The following is an 18,503-nucleotide window of genomic DNA, read 5'->3' as shown; positions in this document are numbered from 1 at the left end:
CTCCCCTCGCAACGCTAGCCGCCCAGCGCCACCCGGATCGCCGCCAGCGCCTCATCTGCCTTGCCGCCATCCGGCCCGCCGGCCTGCGCCATCTCCGGCCGGCCGCCGCCGCCCTTGCCGCCGACCGCCGCTGCCGCGGCGCGCACCAGCGCCACCGCATCGGCCTTGCCCTTCGCCGCCTCGGCCAGGCCGACGACGATGCTGGCCTTGCCTTCGGCGGTCGAGACCAGCGCCACAACCTCAACATCGCCGCCTTTCAGGATCGCCTCGGCAATGCCCTTCAGGTCGCGCGCCGGCGTCTCGCCCAGGTTGCGCAGCGCGACTGCCAGCCCGTTGATCGTCTCCACCGCCGCCGCGCCGCCGCCGGTCGCCAACTGCTTGCGCAGCTCGGCCAAGTCACGCTCCAGCTTGCGGCGCTCCTCGACCAGCGCGGCGACCCGGGCCGGCACCTCGGCTGGCGCAACCCTGAGCGCCGCCGCCGCCTCCCGCAGCCGCATCTCGGACTCCTCGATCAGCCGCAGCGCCGCCTCGCCGGTGACGGCCTCCACGCGGCGCACGCCGGCGGCGACGGCGCCTTCCGAGACGATCTTGAACAGGCCGATGTCGCCGGTCCGGCGCACGTGGGTACCGCCGCAAAGCTCCAGCGAATAGACGCCGAATTTCTCCGTGGCCGCCGGGTCATGGCCCATGGCGACGACGCGCACCTCATCGCCGTATTTCTCGCCAAACAGTGCCATGGCGCCGATCTGCACCGCGGCATCCGGCGTCATCAGCCGCGTCGTCACCTCGGCGTTCTCGCGGATGCGGGCATTCACCTCCGCCTCGGTCCAGGCGAGGTCGGCATCGGTCATCGGCGTCGGCTGGGAGATGTCGAAGCGCAGCCGGTCCGGCGCGTTCAGTGAGCCCTTCTGCGCCACATGGGTGCCGAGCCGGCGGCGCAGCGCCTCATGCAGCAGATGCGTCGCGCTGTGGTGGGCGCGGATATTGCCGCGCCGGACGTGGTCCACCTCGGCCTGCACCGCGAGGCCGGGGGTCGCCTCGCCATGCGCCACCGTGCCGATATGGACAAACAGCTCGCCCAGCTTCTTCTGGGTGTCGCGGATGATGATGCGGCAGGCCTCGCCGGCGGAGATCAGCCCGGTGTCGCCGACCTGGCCGCCGCTCTCGGCGTAGAAGGGCGTCTGGTTCAGCACCACGGCCACCTCGGCGCCCACCGGGGCGCGGTCCACCGGCTTGCCGTCGTGGACGATGGCCAGGATCTCGGCCTCGGCGGTTTCGGTCGAGTAGCCCAGGAATTCCGTGGCGCCGAGCTTCTCCTTCAGGTCGAACCAGACCGTCTCGGTCGCGGCCTCGCCGCTGCCGGCCCAGGCGGCGCGGGCGCGGCGCTTCTGCTCGGCCATCGCCGCCTCGAAGCCGGCGACATCCACATGCTTGCCCTCGGCGCGCAATGCGTCCTGCGTCAGGTCGAGGGGGAAGCCATAGGTATCGTAGAGGCGGAAGGCGACCTCGCCAGGCAACGTGCCCTGGGTGCCGAGCCGTCCCGCCTCCTCCGCCAGCAGGCCAAGGCCGCGTTCCAGCAGGCTGCGGAACCGCGTCTCCTCCAGCTTCAGCGTTTCGGTCACCAGCGCCTCGGCGCGGACGATCTCCGGGTAGGCCGCGCCCATCTGGCGGATCAGGGTGGGGACCAGCCGATGCAGCAGCGGCTCCCGGCTGCCCATCAGATGGGCGTGGCGCATGGCGCGGCGCAGGATGCGGCGCAGCACATAGCCCCGGCCCTCGTTGGAGGGCAGCACGCCATCGGCAATGAGGAAGGTGCCGGCGCGCAGATGGTCGGCGACGACGCGGTGGCTGACCTTCCAGCGGCCGTCAGGGTCCTGCCCGGTCGCCTCCGCCGAAGCGAGGATCAGCGCCCGCAGCGTGTCGGTGTCGTAATTGTCGTGCCTGCCCTGGAGGATGGCGGCGAAGCGCTCCAACCCCATGCCGGTATCGATCGAGGGGCGTGGCAGCGGCACACGGGTGCCGGGCGGGCCTTCCTCGAACTGCATGAAGACCAGGTTCCAGATCTCGATGAACCGGTCGCCATCCTCATCCGGAGAGCCGGGCGGGCCGCCGGGGATCTTGTCGCCATGGTCGAAGAAGATCTCGGAACAGGGGCCGCAGGGGCCGGTGTCGCCCATACGCCAGAAATTATCCGCGGTCGGGATGCGGATGATCCGGCTGTCCGGCAGGCCGGCAATCTTCTTCCAGTAGACCGGGGCTTCCTCATCCTCGGAATAGACGGTGACCAGCAGCCGATCCTTCGGCAGGGCGAAGTCCCTGGTCAGCAGCTCCCAGGCGTGGCCGATAGCCTGTTCCTTGAAGTAGTCGCCGAAGCTGAAATTCCCCAGCATCTCGAAGAAGGTATGGTGCCGGGCGGTGTAGCCGACATTGTCCAGGTCGTTGTGCTTGCCGCCGGCCCGGACGCATTTCTGCGCCGTGGTCGCGCGGCTGTAGGCGCGCTTCTCCTGGCCGGTGAAGACGTTCTTGAACTGGACCATGCCGCTGTTGGCGAACATCAAGGTCGGGTCGTTGCGCGGGACCAGCGGCGAGCTCTCGACCACCTGATGGCCATTGCGGGCGAAGTAGTCGAGGAAGGTGGCGCGGATGTCGTTGCTGCTGGTCATCGCTGTCCATTTGCCCCCGGGGCGGGGTTCCTGTCTCCTGGCCCGCGCGCGATCCGGCCCGCGGCGCCGAAATCCGTCCTACCGCGCGGCGGGAGGGCAGTCGAGTGGCGCCGCCCCGGCTGGCGGCACCCGTTGCACCTGGTGACGTTCCGTGTGGCGCGGCAACCACCGCGCGGGGCGCCCGTTTCCCCCCAGCGTGTCGGCACGGGGTTCCGTGCCGCGCCCCGAGGGAAACACCCAAGGGAAACACAAGGAGGCACCCGCATGGCCGACAGCATCCGCGACCTGCTTGAGATGTCGTTGCAAGACACCTACAGCGCCGAGACCCAGATCCTCGAAGCCCTGCCGAACATGCAGAAGGCGGCGACCAGCCCGAAGCTGAAGCAGGCCTTCCAGGAACACCTCGCTGTCACCAAGCGCCAGGTTGAGCGGCTGGAGCAGGTCTGCAAGGCGCTCGGCATCGAGCCCGAGGGTGAGACCTGCGAGGCGATGGAGGGCCTCGTCGAGGAAGGCGAGGAGATGATCGAGGAGTTGAGTCAGGGGCCGGTGCTCGACGCCGCCCTGATCGGCGCCGCGCAGAAGGTGGAACACTATGAGATGGCCGCCTATGGCACGCTGACCGCCATGCTGAAGGCGATGGGCGAGCAGAAGAGCGCCGATCTGATGGCGCAGACGCTGAAGGAGGAGAAGGACACCGACGAGCTGCTGACCGAGATCGCCGAAGGCGAGGTGAACCCCGCCGCGCTCGGCCAGAAGCCGGCGAATGACCAGAAGGCGAGCCGCGGCGCCGCCTGATGCGAAACGGGCGCCCGGGGATGCTCCCCAGGCGCCCGCCCTGCCCCGGCCTATTCGGCCGCGGCGCTGTCCTCGGTGTTCTCCTCGCCGGCCACCAGCATGGCATTGGCGACGACGCCGGCCTGGGACCGCACCTTCTGCTCGATGGTGGCCGCCAGCGCCGGATTGTCGCGCAGGAAGAGCTTGGCGTTCTCCCGTCCCTGGCCGATCCGCTGGCCCTCGGCACTGAACCAGGCACCCGACTTCTCGACCACCCCGGCCTTGACGCCGAGGTCGATCAGCTCGCCGAGCTTGGAGATGCCCTCGCCGTACATGATGTCGAAGTCGACGACGCGGAACGGCGGCGCCATCTTGTTCTTCACCACCTTCACCCGGGTCTGGTTGCCGACCACGCTCTCGCGGTCCTTGATCGCGCCGGTACGGCGGATCTCGAGGCGGACGGAGGCATAGAATTTCAGCGCATTGCCGCCGGTGGTGGTCTCCGGGTTGCCGAACATGACGCCGATCTTGAGCCGGATCTGGTTCAGGAAGATCAGCAGGCAGTTGGAGCGGGAGACGGTGCCGGTCAGCTTGCGCAGCGCCTGGGACATCAGCCGGGCGTGCAGGCCGACATGGCTGTCGCCCATCTCGCCTTCCAGCTCGGCCCGCGGCACCAGCGCCGCGACGCTGTCGACCACCAGCACGTCGATGGCGCCGGAGCGCACCAGCGTGTCGCAGATCTCGAGTGCCTGCTCACCGGCATCGGGCTGGCTGATCAGCATGTTGTCGATGTCGACGCCCAGCTTCTTCGCATAGCCTGGGTCGAGCGCATGCTCGGCGTCGATGAAGGCGCAGGTGCCACCCTTCTTCTGCGCCTCGGCGATCATGTGCAGCGCCAGGGTGGTCTTGCCCGAGCTTTCCGGCCCATAGATCTCGATGATACGGCCCTTCGGCACGCCGCCGATGCCGAGGGCGATGTCGAGCCCGAGCGAGCCGGTGGAGACCACCTCGATCTCGCCATCCATCGCTTGGCGCGCGCCCATGCGCATGATCGAGCCCTTGCCGAAGGCCCGCTCGATCTGGCTCAGCGCGGCGTCGAGCGCCTTTCCCTTATCCATATCTGGCTATCCCCGCTGTTGCGCGCCGCTGCCCCGTCCCTGCAACTGCGCCCTGGCCCGCCCTGGGCCCGGCACAACCATTGCGCGCAGGGGACGGGTTGTGCCGTCCGAATCTTAACACGCAGCCGAATCGTTTTGGAACACTACCGCAACCGAATTCGCAGCGTCCTTCCGCTGCGGCCTGACGAATATGGTCCGGCTGACGCCGAAGCACAAGAACATTTAGTAAACATCAAGCGTGCTCCGGCTGATTTCCTCATCCGCCACAACCTTCGCGGGCATTGCCCGCTCCAGCATGTGAAGCAGCTCCTGGGGCACATAGGGCTTTGCCAGGAATCGGAAGCCCTCATCCTCGAAATCCTGGCCAAGCGCCGATTTGGCATAGCCCGAGAGCAGCACCACCGGCAGCCCCGGCCAGCGTTGCCGCAGCATCCGGGCCAGTGCCACCCCGTCCATGCCCGGCATCGCCACATCGCTGATCAACGCCGCCGGCACCATGCCCGCCTCTATCAACTCGAGCGCCGCTTCGGCGCAATCCGCCACCACCACGGCATGCCCCGCCCGCTGCACCAGCCGTTCCGCCAGCCGGGCCAGCGAGGCCTCGTCCTCCACCAGAAGTACCGGCCGCCTCTCGCCCGCCGTCACGGCCGGAGCGGGTGGCGCCGGCGCAGCCGGCAGTTCCGCCTGGGCATCCTGCCGCGGCAGGTGGATGCGGAAGCAGCTCCCCTCCCCCGGCCGGCTGGTGACGTCGATATGGCCGCCGAACTGGGCGACGATACCCTGCACCGTCGCCAGGCCGAGGCCGGTGCCGCCCTTGTCCGGCCGCGTGGTGAAGAAGGGCTCGAACAGCCGCGGCAGCACCTCGGGTGGCATCCCGTTGCCGGTGTCGGTCACCTCCAGCACCGCATAGCACCCCGGCGGCAGGGCGCCCGGCCCCTCGCCTTCCGGCCGCAGCACCACCGCATGCCCGGTGGCGATCCGTAGCGTGCCGCCGGCCGGCATTGCCTCCCGCGCATTGGCGGCGAGGTTGAGGATCACCTGGTCGAGTTGCACGGGATCGACCCGCACCCGCCGCCCCGGCGCCTCCAGCCGCAGCTCCAGCACAATGGCCTCGCCAAGCAGCCGGCGCAGCAGCGGGGCGATGCCGGCAACCGCGGCGTTCAGCTCCAGGATGCGCGGTTGCAGCCGGTGCTGCCGGGCGAAGGCAAGCAAATGGGCGACCAGCGCCGCGCCGCGCCGGGCGGCATCCTCCACCGCCGCCACATCCGCCGCCTGGGCCGGGCTGACCCCGGCGGCCCGGATCGCCCCGACGCCTCCGACGACGACGGCGAGCAGATTGTTGAAGTCATGCGCGATGCCGCCAGCCAGCCGGCCGATGGTCTCGAGCCGCCCGGCTGAGGTCAACCGCGCCTCAACCCGCCGCGCCGCGGTGCGGTCGCCGACCCGCAGCAGCAGCGGCGCCCCGGCACCTGCTGGCAGTGCCTCAACCGAGATTTCCCAGCTCGCATCCTCAGGCGCGGTGGGACCGGCCGGGGTGGCCGCCAGGGGTGCCGCCGCCCGACCGGCCAAGGCCTCGGCCAGAAGGGTCGCCAGCGCCGCGCGCTCCGCCGGCACCACCAGCTGGGCCACCGCCAGCCCAGGCCGGACCGGCACCGCCAGCCCGGCCAGCCGGCCGAGCGCCGGGTTGGCAGCGAGAATGGCCCCGCTGGCATCGAGCAGCGCCATGCCCTCCGGTGCCGCACCAAAAAGGAGCCGGAACGCCTCCCCCGAGCCCCTGCCGCGGCCGAGGAAGCCTGGCCAGCCGCCTGCCGGTCGCGGCTGCCGGGCGCCTCGGCCCATGTCGTGGCGCGGCTCAGCCACCCGTCATCCCCAGCCGGCTTCCCTGCAGGCGCCAGACATAGGCGATGATCTCGGCCACCGCCTGCCAATGCTCGGCGGGAATCTCGGTATCCGGTTCCAGCCTGAACAGGGCGCGGGCGAGCGGCGGGTTGGAGACGATCGGCACGCCATGCTCCTCGGCCGCCGTGCGGATGCGCGCGGCCATCGCATCCGCCCCCTTGGCCACCAGCTTCGGCGCCGCGGATTGCCCCTGCTGGTAGGTCAGAGCCACAGCGTAATGAGTTGGGTTCGTTATGACAACCGTGGCCTTCGGCACCTGCGCCAGCATCCGGCGCCGCGCCCTGGTCTCGCGGATCTGCCGCAGCCGTGCCCTGACATGCGGGTCGCCCTCGCTCTCGCGCTGCTCCTGCTTCACCTCCTCGCGGCTCATTCGCAGCTTGCGCAGGTGCCGCCAGCGGACCCAGAGCAGGTCGAGCAGGGCAAGGCCGCCGAAGGCCAGCAGCATCGCCACCAGCAGCCGCAGCACGCCGCGCCCGGCGTCCCGCAGCAGCATCGCCGCCGGCTGGTGCGGCGCCGCCCGCAGCACCTCCGGCTCCACCGCCAGCCACAGCGCCCCGCCGACCACGTCAAGCTTCAGCAGGGTGCGAAGCAGCTCCGCCAACCCTTCCGCCCCGAACAGCCGGCCGAGTGCCGCCAGCGGGCTGAGCCGTGCCAGATCCGGCGCCAGCTTCTGCCAATGCAGCCCTGGGCCGGTCTGCGCCAGACTGGCGAAGATTGCGGCCATCGCCACCAGCCCCAGCACCGGCAGCAGCACCAGGGCGGAGGCGCGCAGCAGCGCCTCCACCGCCGGCAGGCCGCCGGCCAGGTTCGGCGCCTCGAACACCAGACGCATCGCCCGCAGCCATTCCAGCCCAAGCGGCGGCAGCGCCATGAAGCCGGCGAGGGTCGCCGCCAGCAGGGTGGCGAATCCCACCGCCTCACGGGAGAGCGCGACCTGGCCTTCCTCGCGCGCCTTGTCGAGCCGGCGCTGCGAGGGGGCTTCAGTGCGATCCTCGGCCTCCTTGCCATTCTCCCCGGCCATGGCTCAGGGCGGGCCCGTCATGGCGAGAAAGCCGTCGTGGCTGCTGGCCAGCCAGACGCCGGCCAGCGACGGCAGCACCAGCATGAGCAGCAGCAGCCCGCCGATGATCTGCACCGGCGCTGCCAGGGCGAAGACCTGCACCTGCGGCGCCACCCTGGCCAGCAGGGCCAGGGCGAAATTGCCGAGAATGCCGGCCAGCACCAGCGGCCCGGCCAGCCGCAGCGCGACGCCGAGACTGTCCGCCAGCCCCTGCGCCAGCGCCTCCGCCGTGCTGCCGAGCGGCAGCGGCGCGCCCGGCGGCAGCAGCGCATAGCTCCGCACCAACCCTTCCAGCGGGATGGCATAGAGCCCGCTGGCCAGCACCAGGGTGGCGGCGAACAGCGCAAACAGCCGGCCGGTGGCGGTGGATTGCGCCCCCAGCATCGGGTCGGTCTGCAGCGGGCTGCTGAGCCCGATCATCAGCGCCACCATCTGCCCGGCCTGCGCCATCGCCAGCGCCACCAGCCGGCCCAGCATGCCGAACCGCAGCCCGATGGCGGTCTCACCCAGCAGCAGCCGCAGCAGCTCCGGCAGCTCGGCCGGCAGCGGCGGCAGGCCGGCGGCCAGCGGCGGCAGCAGCAACGCCACCAGCGCCAGCGCCAGGGCGAGGCGGAGGGCGACCGGCACCTCCTGCTCGCCAAGGCCGGGCAGCAGCATCACCGCCCCGCCGAGCCGTGCCAGCAGCAGCATCGACTGGAAGGCGAGATCGGGCAGCGCCTCCCAGCTCATGGCAGGCCGCCAACGGCGACGATGCGGTCGAACAGCCCGACGGCATAGCCGCGCATGGAGCCGACCATGGCCGGCCCCAGCAGCAGCAGCACCATTCCCATGACGGCGAGCTTGGGCAGGAAGGCGAGCGTCGCCTCCTGGATCTGGGTCAGCGCCTGCAGGATGGAGATGATGAGGCCGATCACCAGCATCGCCGCCAGCGGCGGCCCGGCCAGCTGCACCGCCATCCAGAGTGCCTCGCGCACCGCGAGAGAGGTGGGGGTCTCGTCCATCGCCCGCCTCCTGCGGGTGTTGCGGCCACCCGTATTGGGTGGCGTTGAAGATGGCGCCGGCTTCACACCGCCACCCTGCCGTCATGCGCGGGTCGAGCCCGCGCATGACGGTTACCGCAGCCGGCTAGATCGGCATGCGCATCACATCCTGATAGGCGGCCACCATGCGGTCTCGCACCGCGACTGCGGTCTGCAGCGCGAGTTCGGCGCGCGACACCGCCAGCACCACATCGGTGACGCTGCCCTGGCCGAGCATCGACTGGCTGGTCGCGGCATCGGCGCTGCGGCCAAGGTCCACCGCGCTTTCCACCGCGCGCCGCAGGGTGGCGCCGAAGCCGCCTTCGGCCCCGCCCACGCCCTCACCGGCCGCCGCGGCGCGATAGGCCGCCGCCGCCTGCGCCGGGGCGATCGGGGCTGGCATCAGCGCAGCGCCTCGATGGTGCGGGTCAGCATGCCGCGTGTGGTCTCCAGCACCGAGAGGTTGGCGCTGTAGCTGCGCTGGGCCTCCCGCATGTCCATCATCTCGACCAGACTGTCGACGTTGGGGCGCATGACGTAGCCGCGGGCGTCGGCCGCCGGGTGGCCGGGGTCGTAGTCCTGGCGGAACTCGCCGGGCGCGGTGCCGACGCGGCTGACCCGCACCGTCTCCATCCCCGCCTGGCGGTCCAGCCGGTTGGCGAAAGTCACGGTTTTGCGGCGATAGGGGTCGGCGCCGGGCGACTGGCCGGTGCTGTCCCGGTTGGCGAGGTTCTCCGCCACCACCCGCAGCCGCGTCGACTGCGCCTGCATGCCGGCGGCCGAGATGCGTAAAGCCTGATCGAGATCCATGCGGCCTGCCTTCCGTGCGAGGATTACTGCTGCCGGCCCAGCGCAGTGCGGAACATGCCGAGCCAGCGGCGATGCAGGCCGGTGGCCAGCGCATGCGCCGTATCGGTGTCCGCCACCCGCATCGCCTCCCGGTCCAGGGAGACGGCATTGCCATTCGGCGCCCGTTCCACGGCGCCGCGGTCGGGCCGTGCCAGTGGCTCACCCCGGCGCTGGGCGATGTGCTGGCCATCGGTGCGCGCCAATGCCACGCCGCCGCCCCGCGCCAGCAGCGCGGCGAAGGGGGTGATGTCGCGCGGCCGGTAGCCGGGCGTATCGGCATTGGCGATGTTCTGCGCCAGCACCGCCTGCCGGGTGTCCAGCCAAGCCAGGCGGCGTTCGGCAAGGGCGATGGTCGAGGTGCGCGAGGGGTCCATGCGCCCGATATGCCGCAATTCCGCAAAGGGAACGTTAAGCCGGGCGGCGGCCATCGGCGGCAGTGCCGGTGCCGTCGCAAGCATCGCTTAACCTGGCCATGCGAGCATCCCGGCATGACCCAAGGCCCCGGTGCGGAACCGCTGACCCTGCCGATCCTCACCGCCATCCAATCCATGCAGGGCACGGTGACGCTGGCCCGCATCCTGGCGCAGGGCGGGCGGCAGATCGACCTCGCCGGGCTGGATGCCGAAGCGGCGCGGCTCTGCACCGCGGTCGCCCTGCTGCCGGCCTTCGCCGCAAGGCCGCTACGCCCGGCGCTGGAGGCGCTGGTGGCGGAGGTGGAGGGCCTGGCCGCAGCGCTGCCGAGCCCGCCGGCTGAAGCCTGAGCACCGCCTGAACCCCCAACCGCCGGCAGGAGGCCGCGGGATGAGTCTGGAGATGGGACACTGGCTGCAGGCCGCGGCGGCGCTCGCCGTTGTGCTGCTGCTGATCTGGCTGACCGGCCGGGCCTTCCGCGCCGGCGGCGGCGCCCCCCGCACCGGCCGTCGCCTCGCCGTGCAGGAGGTGCTGGCGCTCGATCCGCGCCGCCGCCTGCTGCTGCTGCGCTGCGACGGGCGGGAGGTACTGCTGTTGACCGGTGGCGGCCAGGATACGGTCGTCGGCTGGCTGCCGCCTGCGCCGGGGTCGGCGCCGTGACCCGCTGGCTCGTCGCGCTGCTGCTGGTTGGGGGCGCGCTGCCGGCGGCGGCACAGAGCGTCAGCATCGACCTTGGCGCCGCCGGTCAGGTGGGCGCGACCTCACGCATCATCCAGCTCACGGCGCTGATCGGGGTGCTGTCGCTGGCACCCTCACTGCTGGTGATGGCCACCGCCTTCACCCGCATCGCCATCGTGCTGTCGTTGCTGCGCAGTGCCATCGGCGCCCAGGGCGTGCCGCCCAACCCGGTGCTGATCGGGCTGGCGCTGTTCCTGACCCTCTTCGTCATGCAGCCGGTGCTGGAGGAAAGCTGGCGGGCCGGGCTGGCACCGCTGATGGAAGGCCAGGTCGGCGAGCTGGAGGGGCTGGCCGCCACGGCCGAACCCTTTCGCGGCTTCATGGCGGCGCAGGTGCGGGAAGGCGATCTGGCGCTCTTCATGGACCTCGCCCGCCTGCCGCCACTGCCCGAGGCTGCGCGGCCGGATCAACTGCCTTGGCGGGCGCTGCTGCCGGCCTTCCTGGTCAGCGAGTTGAAGCGCGCCTTCGAGATCGGCTTCCTGCTGTTCCTGCCCTTCCTCGTCATCGACATGGTAGTGGCCAGCCTGCTGATGTCGCTCGGCATGATGATGCTGCCGCCGAACGTGGTCTCACTGCCGTTCAAGCTGATCTTCTTCGTGTTGGTCGATGGCTGGCGGCTGGTGGCGGGCAGCCTGGTGCAGGGCTTCGCCTCCGGATAGCGGCCGGGGACGCGGGATTCCGTTCCGACGACGCAGCCCATGCCCTAGGCTTCAGCCCGTCGAGGCGGAAGGACTCCCCGATGCGCGGCCTGCCCCTGCTGGTTCTGCTGCTGCTTGCGCTGTCCGGGCCGGCGCGCGCCCAGCCGGAGGCCACGCCCGCCGCGGGGCGCGAAAGCGACATGGATACGCTCTGCAGCCTGCCCGGGTGGCTGTCCGGTGGCGGCACCGCCGGCAACCCCGGGCGTACCGCCCGCGCCATCGCCCAATGGATCGACTTCCAGCGGCTGGGCAGTCTCCGGATCGACCGCGACGTGAAGCAGATCTCGGGTGCCGAGGCGATCGTCCTGGTGTCGGTGCTCAAGCCGGAGGCGATGCCCGATGCCGTTTGGAACGGCGGCTATTTCATGGCCATCGCCTATCGCGGCGAGCCCGGCACCCTGCCGCCCCCCGATGGCAGGGGCGTGCTGGTCGCCCGGGTCGATCCGCCCATCCCGGAGAAGGGCATCACCCCGACCCGCATCGCCTTCCGCCCGCCGGAGACCGGCTGGCGCTCGACCTGGCAATTGGCGGTTGCCGTCTGCCTGCGGCCCGCGGTAGCGGAAGGCGCCGCGCCACCCCCCTTCGCCAACCGGCCGGCGATGTTTGGCCTGACCACCGTCACCGTCTCCTCATACTACCTGTCGGTGGCGGCCGGCCTCGGCAGCGTCGGCGTGCTCTATCTGATGCTGGCGCTCGCCGCACGGCAGCTGCACGAGCTGCAGCTGCGGGAGACCGCCTCCCGCGCCCCCGACCGGCGGCCGCTGCAGGCCTGGCTGCGCGCCTTCAGCCCTATCGTCATCAGCCAGGATGCCTTCGGTACCGCCAGCCTCTCGCGCTTCCAGGTGCTGCTCTTCACCCTCGCGGCGGTCGGCGTCTACGCCTATGTGCTGATCCGCACCGGGGAGCTGTCATCGCTGTCGAGCGACGTGCTCTGGCTGCTCGGCATCACCATGGCCGGCTCCGCCCTTGCCTCCATCGCCGGCGGACCAGTGGTATCGACCGGCAACCGGCTGTGGCTGCTGGCGACCGGCGTGCTGGACAATGCGCCGCGCCGGCCGCGCTGGCACGACCTGCTCGGCGCCGATGGCGAGATCGACGTGACCCGGGTGCAGGCCCTCGCCTTCAGCGCCTTCGCCGCCGCGGCGCTGGTGGCCAACGGGCCGAACGACCTGGAACGCTTCGAGGTGCCGGATACGCTGAAATACCTGATCGGCCTGAGCCAGGCAGTCTATGTCGCCGGCAAGGCGCTGCCGCGAGAGACGGCGAAGCAGCTGAACGACGAGCTGCGGCTGCTGCGCGACGCCGAGCGCGACACGCTGCAACACCCCGAGGACACCACCGCCCGCACCGCCTTCGTGCGAGCCCGAACGGCACTGCAGACCTCGCTCGGCGACATCTTCGGCGACCGCTTCCACCCCGAGAAGCTGCGGAACCTTCAGCCGGGCGCGGGGCTCGACACGCCGCCGTCGAGCAACCCCGTCTAGTTGTACAGTCCCGGGGTGTCATGGTCGGGGTGCAGCTTCGCCGCCACTGGGCGCACGCCGAGGTCGCGGGACGTCGCCGGCCGGCAGCCAGTCGCCCGCGTCGGGCGGCGGCAGAATGGCCGGGTACGGCTGAATGGAATAAACAGCGCCTTGCCTGCCAGATTCGCCGATCTCAGCCCGGACGGGAAGCCGGCAGGGTGCCAGCCCGTCCTACCCCGGCCGGATCCCGAAGCGCTGGATCACCCCGCGCCAGCGCACCGTCTCGCTGCTGATCAGCCGCCCGAATTCTTCCGGTGAGGATCCCTCCGCCGCCGAGCCAAGACCCGTATAGGTCGCCTGCAGATCCGCCCGACCGAGCGCCTGGCGCATCCCGGCGGAGAGCGCCGCCAGCACCGGCGCCGGCGTGCCGGCTACGGTCACCAGCCCGTAGAACACCACCGCCTCAGCCTCCGCCAGCCCGGCCTCGGCCATGGTCGGCACCGCCGGAAGCAGCGGCACCCGGCGCGGACCGGCGATGGCCAGCGCGCGCAGGCTGCCGGCCTGCAGCAGCGGCAGCACCGGCGGCAGGCCGGAGAACACCATGTCCAGCCGCCCGGCCAGCAGGTCGTTCGCCATCTCGGCATTGCCGCGATAGGGCACGTGGTTCAATTCAACCCCGGCGGCGGCGGCGAAGACCGCCCCGGCCAGGTGGTTGCTGCTGCCGATGCCGGAGGAGCCGTAGGTCAGCCTGGCCGGCCGGGCCTTCGCCTGGGCGATCAGCGCGCCGAGATCGGCCGCCACCACCGCCGGCCCCACCGCCAGCAGGTTCGGCCCGATCGCCAGCAGCGAGACCGGTGCCAGTTCCGTCGCCACATCATAGGGCATGCGATCGAGCAGCGCCGGGTTGATCGCTAACGGGCCGCTGGTGCCGAGCGCCAGGGTGTGGCCGTCCTTCGCCGCCCGCGCCGCCACCTCCACCCCGATGTTGCCGCCGGCGCCGGCCCGGTTCTCCACCACCACCGGCTGGCCCAGCGCCTCCCCCAGCGGCCCGGCCAGGGCGCGGGCCATGAGGTCCACGGTGCTGCCGGGGCCGAAGGGGGCGATCAGCCGCAGCGGGCGGGTGAAGTGCCCCTGGGCCCGGGCGGCGCCGGACAGCAGGAATGGCGCAGCCAGCGCACCCCGCCGGCCGATCATCGCTTCAGCCCGAGGTCGCCGGCGATGTCGTTGAGGATCTCGCGGTGCTGGAAGCGCCAGCCCGCCGGGGTGCGGACCACCAGATCCTCATAGGTCCCGGCGATGGCCAGCAGCGGCCCGGCTTCGCTCTCCCGCACCATCAGGAAATTCGACTTGACCCGCGCCTGGTCGCCCTCCAGCCGGATGACGATGTTGGTGGTCAGGTGGCGGCGCACCGGCCCCTCCCCCTTCACCGGGACGATGCTGCGGGCCAGCTCGGCGATCGCGCGCGGGCCGCGAGCCTTCTGCGGGATGCGCTTCGGGCCCCATTCGGCGGTTTCGGCGAAGAGCGCGCCGAACGCCTCGAAGCGGCATTCGTCAAGCGCGAAGCAGTATTCGGCAAGCAATTCACGGATCGCCTCGCGATCCTCCAATGCCGCGGACATCCGATCCTCCCGCCTGTTGCGGGCAGGCTCGGGGGCGCGGCGCGGGGTGTCAACCGCCCAGCAGGCGGTCGATGTCGTCCTGGTCAAGATCGGGACCAGCCTGGGCCGCGGCATCCACCGTGTGCAGCACCGCCTTGACCTCCAGCCGCGCCGCCTCCGGCGCCGGGACGATGGCCGGAACCATGCCTTCCAGCATGCTCTCCACCTGCTGCAGGTGCTGGATGGCGCGGCGGATGCGCTGGCCGGTGACGTCCTGGAAGCTGCAGGCCTCGAAGATCGAGTTCACCTTCTCGGACAGCAGCTTCAGCGCCTCGGGGTCCTTGGTGTCGCGGCTGATCCAGTCCTGGATCGCCTCGGCCGCCTCCATGATGGTGTTGGCCGCCGCCTCGGTGGTCTGCACCACCGCCTCCAGCTCGATCCCGCTGTTGCGGGTGGTGCTGGCGGGGTTGGCGACCAGGGTCGCGATCTGCTCATGAATCCGGCCGAGCTGGCCGGAGAGGTTGGCCTCGGAGAAATCGACGATCTGCACCGTCGCCGCCACCTCGGCGCTGAGCTCGGCAATGCGGCGGTCGATGAAGCCGCGCAGCTCGGCGAACATCGGTGCCAGCTCGGAGCGCAGGCCGGCGCGCAGCGACTCCGGCAGGGTCGTGCTGGTCTCCAGGAGCATGCTGCAGCCTCCGCATCGGGAAGAAGGTCGGTCGCGCCACAGCAGACACCAAGATGGTGAAAGCCGGGTTAGGCCCGGCGCCGCCACGGCTTCCAACCACCGCATCGCGGCGCTAGACCCCCCGACTCCATGACAGCCGAGGTGGGATGACGGTCGGGATCGAGTTGGGGCTGGCGGAGGGTGGCGCGCCGGCGCTGCTGGACCTTGAGGAATTGCTGGCCACCCGGTTGCTGGTGCAGGGCAATTCCGGTTGCGGCAAGTCGCATCTGCTGCGTCGGCTGCTGGAACGCAGCGCCCCCTGGGTCCAGCAGGCGGTGATCGACCCGGAGGGCGATTTCACCTCCCTCGCCGAACGCTTTGGCCATCTGGTCATCGACGCCGCAGCGCATACCGAGGCTGAGCTGACTTTGGCCGGTGACCGGGCGCGGCGCCACCGCGTCTCCGTGGTGCTGGACCTGGAAGGGCTGGACCAGGACGGCCAGCTCCGCCGCGCCGCCGCCTTCCTCAACGGGCTGTTCGACGCGCCGCGCGAACACTGGACGCCGCTGCTGGTGGTGGTGGACGAGGCGCAGCTGTTCGCCCCCTCCGGCGCGGTGGAGGTGGCGGAGGACGCCCGCCGCGCCGCGCTGGGCGCCATGACCAACCTGATGTGCCGCGGGCGGAAGCGCGGGCTGGCCGGGGTGATCGCCACCCAGCGGCTGGCCAAGCTGGCGAAGAACGTCGCCGCCGAGGCCTCCAACTTCCTGATGGGGCGTACCTTCCTCGACATCGACATGGCCCGCGCCGCCGATCTGCTGGGGATGGAGCGGCGTCAGGCGGAGATGTTCCGCGATCTGGCGCGGGGGCATTTCATGGCGCTCGGCCCTGCCCTCTCACGCCGGCCGCTGGCGGTGCGGGTCGGCGCGGTGGAGACGGAGTCGCGCGGCGCCGGGCCAAGCCTGACCCCGCTGCCGGAGGTGCCGCTGGCCGATGCCCGTGCGGTGATCCTGGCCGCGCCGCCGCCGGAGGCGCCGCGGCCGCCGCGCCGTATCCCTGCCGCGCCCCCGCCCGACATCCTGGCCCAGCTCGCCGCCGCCCGGCCGGCCGCACCGGCCGAAGCGCCGCCGCCGCTGGACCCGGAGGCGCTGGCCGCGCACCAGCGGCGGCTGGAGGCGGTGATGCGGGCGGTGCTGGCGGAGGAGGACAGCGCCTACCGGCCGGTGCCGGTGCTGTATCAGGATTTCCTGGTGCGCTGCCGCATCCAGGCGCTGAGCGGTCCCCCACCGGACCTCGGCGCCTTCCGGCGGATGCTGGCGGTGGGCAAGGCGGCGGTGCCGGAGGAGGTGGCGGCGCAACCGGAGTGGGCGGAGGCACAGGCGCTGGCGGCGCCGCTGCCGGAGGATTTGCAAGGGGTGTTCCTGCTGCTGGCCGCGGCGGCGCTGGCGGGGGCGCCCTGCCCGGGAGATGCGGCGATCGCGCGGGCCTATGGCACGCGATCGGTGGGGCGGGCGCGGCGGGCGTTGGGTTTCATCGAGGAGGCGGGGCTGGTGGTGTGCCGGCCAAATGCGGCAGGGCGCAGGATCGTGGCTGTGGTTGGGGTGGGGTGGGAGACAGCGGCAGGGGATGTAGAGGCGTAGGTGGTAAGGAGAAGGTTGGTCTGCTGCCGCCGGCCCCCATTCAGCCCGTCTTACGCCGCTCCGGACCGAGCAGCCCATTGAGGAACCTGTCAGCCAATGCCGCCACCCGGTCCTGGGTGAGCAATGGACGAAGCCGTGCCTAGGTCTCCCACAGCGACGACGCCCACAACCCCAGCGTCGTCCCGATCAATAAACCACCTACTTCACGCTGATCTGGTAATCCCCCCGCTCGGCGCGGAGGAGACGCTGTAATTTCGCTTCAGCGGGGGGTGCCCGGGAAGGTCCGGTCCGAAGGTCAGGTACTGGCCAGAGGGTGAAGGAGATGATGACGTCGCTCTCGCGCTCCTTTCGCTCCACCCGGAATTCGCGCCAGCCGGTCCAGCCCCCGGGAGCGGCAGCCAAGCTGGCCTAGATGGAACTCCCCCGGGCGATCAGCACCTCCGCCAGACACCAGTAGGCCTCACCCCAGGCGCCCGGATCTCCTCGGTCGCGGCATCGCCGAGCCCGTCCTTAAAGGCGTCGAGCAGCGCATCGCTACGTAGGGGTGGTGCTCGGCACGATGTTCAGATCAACGAGCTTCTGGCAATGCGCTTCACTGCCGGGTCTGTACGGTGCTGCGATGCCGCAGTCAGTGCTCACGCCCTTCTCCGAAACGTGCTCAGCCCGCTTCGCCGCAACTGGAGGCGATCGTCAGTCCAGCGAAGCGCCCGAGATCTCCACCAGGCGCTGCCATACCTGCTCCTGCTCGCGCATGTAGGCATGGTAAGCCGCGGGAGAATCATCCGTGACAGGCGTAAAGCCAATCGGCTCCATGCGCTGCCGAAACTCGTCCGACCGGACGACCCGTGTTATGGCCTGATGTAGATATGCAATCCGGCTTTCAGGCGTACCCGCTGGTGCATTGATGGCGTACCAGCTCTGCATATCGATGCCCGAGTCTGGCAGAAGCTCCTTCATGCCGGGCACGTCGCGCAGCTCCGGCACGTAGGTGATGCGCTCGGCGCTGCCGACTGCCAGGGGGCGGAACTTTCCCTCTCGCACGTTCGGCATCGCCGCCGGGATCACGTCGAACATCATGTCGATGTTGCCCGCATACAGGTCCTGAAAGGCCGGGCCACCGCCACGGTAAGGCACGTGGGTGATATCCACGCCCGCAGCCCGCTTCAGCGACTCGATCGCCAGATGGCTGATCGTCCCCGTACCGGAAGAGCCCATGGTGATCCTGCCGGGATTCCGCTTGGCTGCTGCAATCAACTCGCCAAATGTCTTCCAGGGACGGCCCGAGTTCACGATCAGCAGCACCGTCCCCGTGGCCACCCGCGTCACCGGCGCCAGGTCGCGCATGGGATCCAGCGGCATCGAGCGGCGGTACAGGAATTTATTGGCGCAGAGGATGGAGGCGGAGCCAAGCAGCAGGGTGTGGCCATCCTTTTCGGCCTTGGCAACGACATCGGCACCAAGGTTGCCACCAGCCCCGCCCCGATTTTCCACCAGCACGTTCTGCCCCACGGCCGACTGGAGGCGCTCAGCCAGGAAGCGGCCAGTAAGATCCACCGCCCCGCCAGGCGCAAACGGCACGACGATGCGGATCGGGCGCGCAGGGAAGTCAGGAGCTTGGCCGCGAGCACCCGAAAGGGCCGGGACAGCGAGGGCCGCGCCCCCCAGCACCGCACGTCGGCTGATCATTCTCGTACCTCCAGGAGGATTGGATTAGGCAAACCTCGGCGGCTGGCTCGGCGCTGTGCCTTTGGCAGTGACCAACCTTTGCGGGCACCGTGGGTTGCCCGCTGCATCTCTAGACGCCCGCTCGGCGGTGCCGCAATCCTCCCATGAAGACGCCGGTCCGCCGAGGATGCCAGGCTGGGGGGAGGCAGCAGCGCCCTCAGTTGCCCCGAAGACATGGCGGGCG

General features: G+C 70.8%; 19 protein-coding genes and 1 pseudogene. 6 read left to right on the top strand and 14 right to left on the bottom strand.

The window, feature by feature from the left end:
• Window positions 1-14 precede the first annotated feature (14 nt).
• The gene (gene alaS / locus H7965_RS21645) at window positions 15-2,663 is read right to left on the bottom strand and encodes an alanine--tRNA ligase (protein ID WP_186772668.1); all 2,649 of its coding nucleotides are present in this window, start codon (window positions 2,661-2,663) and stop codon (window positions 15-17) included.
• 264 nt (window positions 2,664-2,927) lie between these two features.
• Between alaS and H7965_RS21640 the strand changes: the two genes are divergently transcribed.
• Window positions 2,928-3,458 carry a YciE/YciF ferroxidase family protein gene (locus H7965_RS21640; RefSeq protein WP_186772667.1) on the top strand — a complete coding sequence of 177 codons (531 nt, stop codon included), beginning with the start codon at window positions 2,928-2,930 and terminating at the stop codon, window positions 3,456-3,458.
• A 50-nt stretch (window positions 3,459-3,508) separates the two neighbouring features.
• Here H7965_RS21640 and recA read toward each other — a convergent pair whose 3' ends face one another.
• From recA to H7965_RS21600, 8 genes are all read right to left on the bottom strand, one after another.
• Window positions 3,509-4,555: a recombinase RecA gene (gene recA, locus H7965_RS21635; protein WP_186772666.1), complete on the bottom strand. Its 1,047-nt coding sequence runs from the start codon at window positions 4,553-4,555 to the stop codon at window positions 3,509-3,511.
• A gap of 222 nt (window positions 4,556-4,777) precedes the next feature.
• On the bottom strand, window positions 4,778-6,280 hold the full coding sequence (locus tag H7965_RS21630) for an ATP-binding protein (RefSeq protein ID WP_186772665.1): 1,503 nt from the start codon (window positions 6,278-6,280) through the stop codon (window positions 4,778-4,780).
• A gap of 127 nt (window positions 6,281-6,407) precedes the next feature.
• Window positions 6,408-7,475: an EscU/YscU/HrcU family type III secretion system export apparatus switch protein gene (locus H7965_RS21625; protein WP_186772664.1), complete on the bottom strand. Its 1,068-nt coding sequence runs from the start codon at window positions 7,473-7,475 to the stop codon at window positions 6,408-6,410.
• Between the two features lie 3 nt (window positions 7,476-7,478).
• The gene (locus H7965_RS21620) at window positions 7,479-8,243 is read right to left on the bottom strand and encodes a flagellar biosynthetic protein FliR (RefSeq protein WP_186772663.1); all 765 of its coding nucleotides are present in this window, start codon (window positions 8,241-8,243) and stop codon (window positions 7,479-7,481) included.
• Window positions 8,240-8,515: a flagellar biosynthetic protein FliQ gene (locus tag H7965_RS21615; RefSeq protein WP_186772662.1), complete on the bottom strand. Its 276-nt coding sequence runs from the start codon at window positions 8,513-8,515 to the stop codon at window positions 8,240-8,242. The genes H7965_RS21620 and H7965_RS21615 overlap by 4 nt, the downstream gene beginning before the upstream one ends.
• A gap of 124 nt (window positions 8,516-8,639) precedes the next feature.
• A complete protein-coding gene (locus tag H7965_RS21610) occupies window positions 8,640-8,936 on the bottom strand; it encodes a flagellar hook-basal body complex protein FliE (protein WP_186772661.1) in 297 nt (98 codons plus the stop codon).
• Window positions 8,936-9,343: a flagellar basal body rod protein FlgC gene (gene flgC, locus H7965_RS21605; protein ID WP_186772660.1), complete on the bottom strand. Its 408-nt coding sequence runs from the start codon at window positions 9,341-9,343 to the stop codon at window positions 8,936-8,938. Before flgC ends, H7965_RS21610 begins: the two co-directional genes overlap by 1 nt.
• A 23-nt stretch (window positions 9,344-9,366) precedes the next feature.
• A complete protein-coding gene (locus H7965_RS21600; protein WP_229682733.1) occupies window positions 9,367-9,840 on the bottom strand; it encodes a flagellar basal body rod protein FlgB in 474 nt (157 codons plus the stop codon).
• Window positions 9,841-9,870: 30 nt separating this feature from the next.
• Here H7965_RS21600 and H7965_RS21595 point away from each other — a divergent pair, with 30 nt between their 5' ends.
• The 4 genes from H7965_RS21595 (at window position 9,871) to H7965_RS21580 (ending at window position 12,713) form a co-directional block, all read left to right on the top strand.
• Entirely contained in the window at window positions 9,871-10,143 is a 273-nt protein-coding gene (locus H7965_RS21595; protein ID WP_186772659.1) for a hypothetical protein, read from the top strand.
• A gap of 40 nt (window positions 10,144-10,183) precedes the next feature.
• Window positions 10,184-10,453 carry a flagellar biosynthetic protein FliO gene (locus H7965_RS21590; RefSeq protein ID WP_186772658.1) on the top strand — a complete coding sequence of 90 codons (270 nt, stop codon included), beginning with the start codon at window positions 10,184-10,186 and terminating at the stop codon, window positions 10,451-10,453.
• Complete coding sequence (gene fliP / locus H7965_RS21585) at window positions 10,450-11,190, top strand: flagellar type III secretion system pore protein FliP (RefSeq protein ID WP_186772657.1); 741 nt, start codon at window positions 10,450-10,452, stop codon at window positions 11,188-11,190. The genes H7965_RS21590 and fliP overlap by 4 nt, the downstream gene beginning before the upstream one ends.
• Window positions 11,191-11,270: 80 nt before the next feature.
• The gene (locus H7965_RS21580) at window positions 11,271-12,713 is read left to right on the top strand and encodes a hypothetical protein (RefSeq protein ID WP_186772656.1); all 1,443 of its coding nucleotides are present in this window, start codon (window positions 11,271-11,273) and stop codon (window positions 12,711-12,713) included.
• 210 nt (window positions 12,714-12,923) lie between these two features.
• On the opposite strand, the gene H7965_RS21575 is transcribed toward H7965_RS21580, so the two are convergent.
• From H7965_RS21575 to H7965_RS21565, 3 genes are read right to left on the bottom strand one after another with little or no spacing between them, the layout of a single operon-like run.
• On the bottom strand, window positions 12,924-13,886 hold the full coding sequence (locus H7965_RS21575; RefSeq protein WP_186772655.1) for a Bug family tripartite tricarboxylate transporter substrate binding protein: 963 nt from the start codon (window positions 13,884-13,886) through the stop codon (window positions 12,924-12,926).
• The gene (locus H7965_RS21570; RefSeq protein WP_186772654.1) at window positions 13,883-14,311 is read right to left on the bottom strand and encodes a nuclear transport factor 2 family protein; all 429 of its coding nucleotides are present in this window, start codon (window positions 14,309-14,311) and stop codon (window positions 13,883-13,885) included. Before H7965_RS21570 ends, H7965_RS21575 begins: the two co-directional genes overlap by 4 nt.
• 49 nt (window positions 14,312-14,360) lie before the next feature.
• Window positions 14,361-14,978 carry a hypothetical protein gene (locus tag H7965_RS21565; RefSeq protein WP_186772653.1) on the bottom strand — a complete coding sequence of 206 codons (618 nt, stop codon included), beginning with the start codon at window positions 14,976-14,978 and terminating at the stop codon, window positions 14,361-14,363.
• 146 nt (window positions 14,979-15,124) lie between these two features.
• Between H7965_RS21565 and H7965_RS21560 the strand changes: the two genes are divergently transcribed.
• Complete coding sequence (locus H7965_RS21560) at window positions 15,125-16,594, top strand: ATP-binding protein (protein WP_186772652.1); 1,470 nt, start codon at window positions 15,125-15,127, stop codon at window positions 16,592-16,594.
• Window positions 16,595-16,637: 43 nt separating this feature from the next.
• Here the strand turns inward: H7965_RS21560 and H7965_RS21555 are convergent.
• Together H7965_RS21555 and H7965_RS21550 are read right to left on the bottom strand one after the other, a co-directional pair.
• Window positions 16,638-16,784 (bottom strand): annotated as a pseudogene (locus H7965_RS21555) (IS701 family transposase); the annotation flags it as partial.
• Window positions 16,785-17,284: 500 nt separating this feature from the next.
• Window positions 17,285-18,280 carry a Bug family tripartite tricarboxylate transporter substrate binding protein gene (locus H7965_RS21550; protein WP_186772651.1) on the bottom strand — a complete coding sequence of 332 codons (996 nt, stop codon included), beginning with the start codon at window positions 18,278-18,280 and terminating at the stop codon, window positions 17,285-17,287.
• Between the last annotated feature and the right edge of the window lie 223 nt (window positions 18,281-18,503).

The organism is Siccirubricoccus deserti (genome assembly GCF_014283215.1).
GTDB classification, from domain to species: Bacteria; Pseudomonadota; Alphaproteobacteria; order Acetobacterales; family Acetobacteraceae; genus Siccirubricoccus; species Siccirubricoccus deserti.
This window is presented reverse-complemented; position numbering and strand designations above follow the sequence as displayed.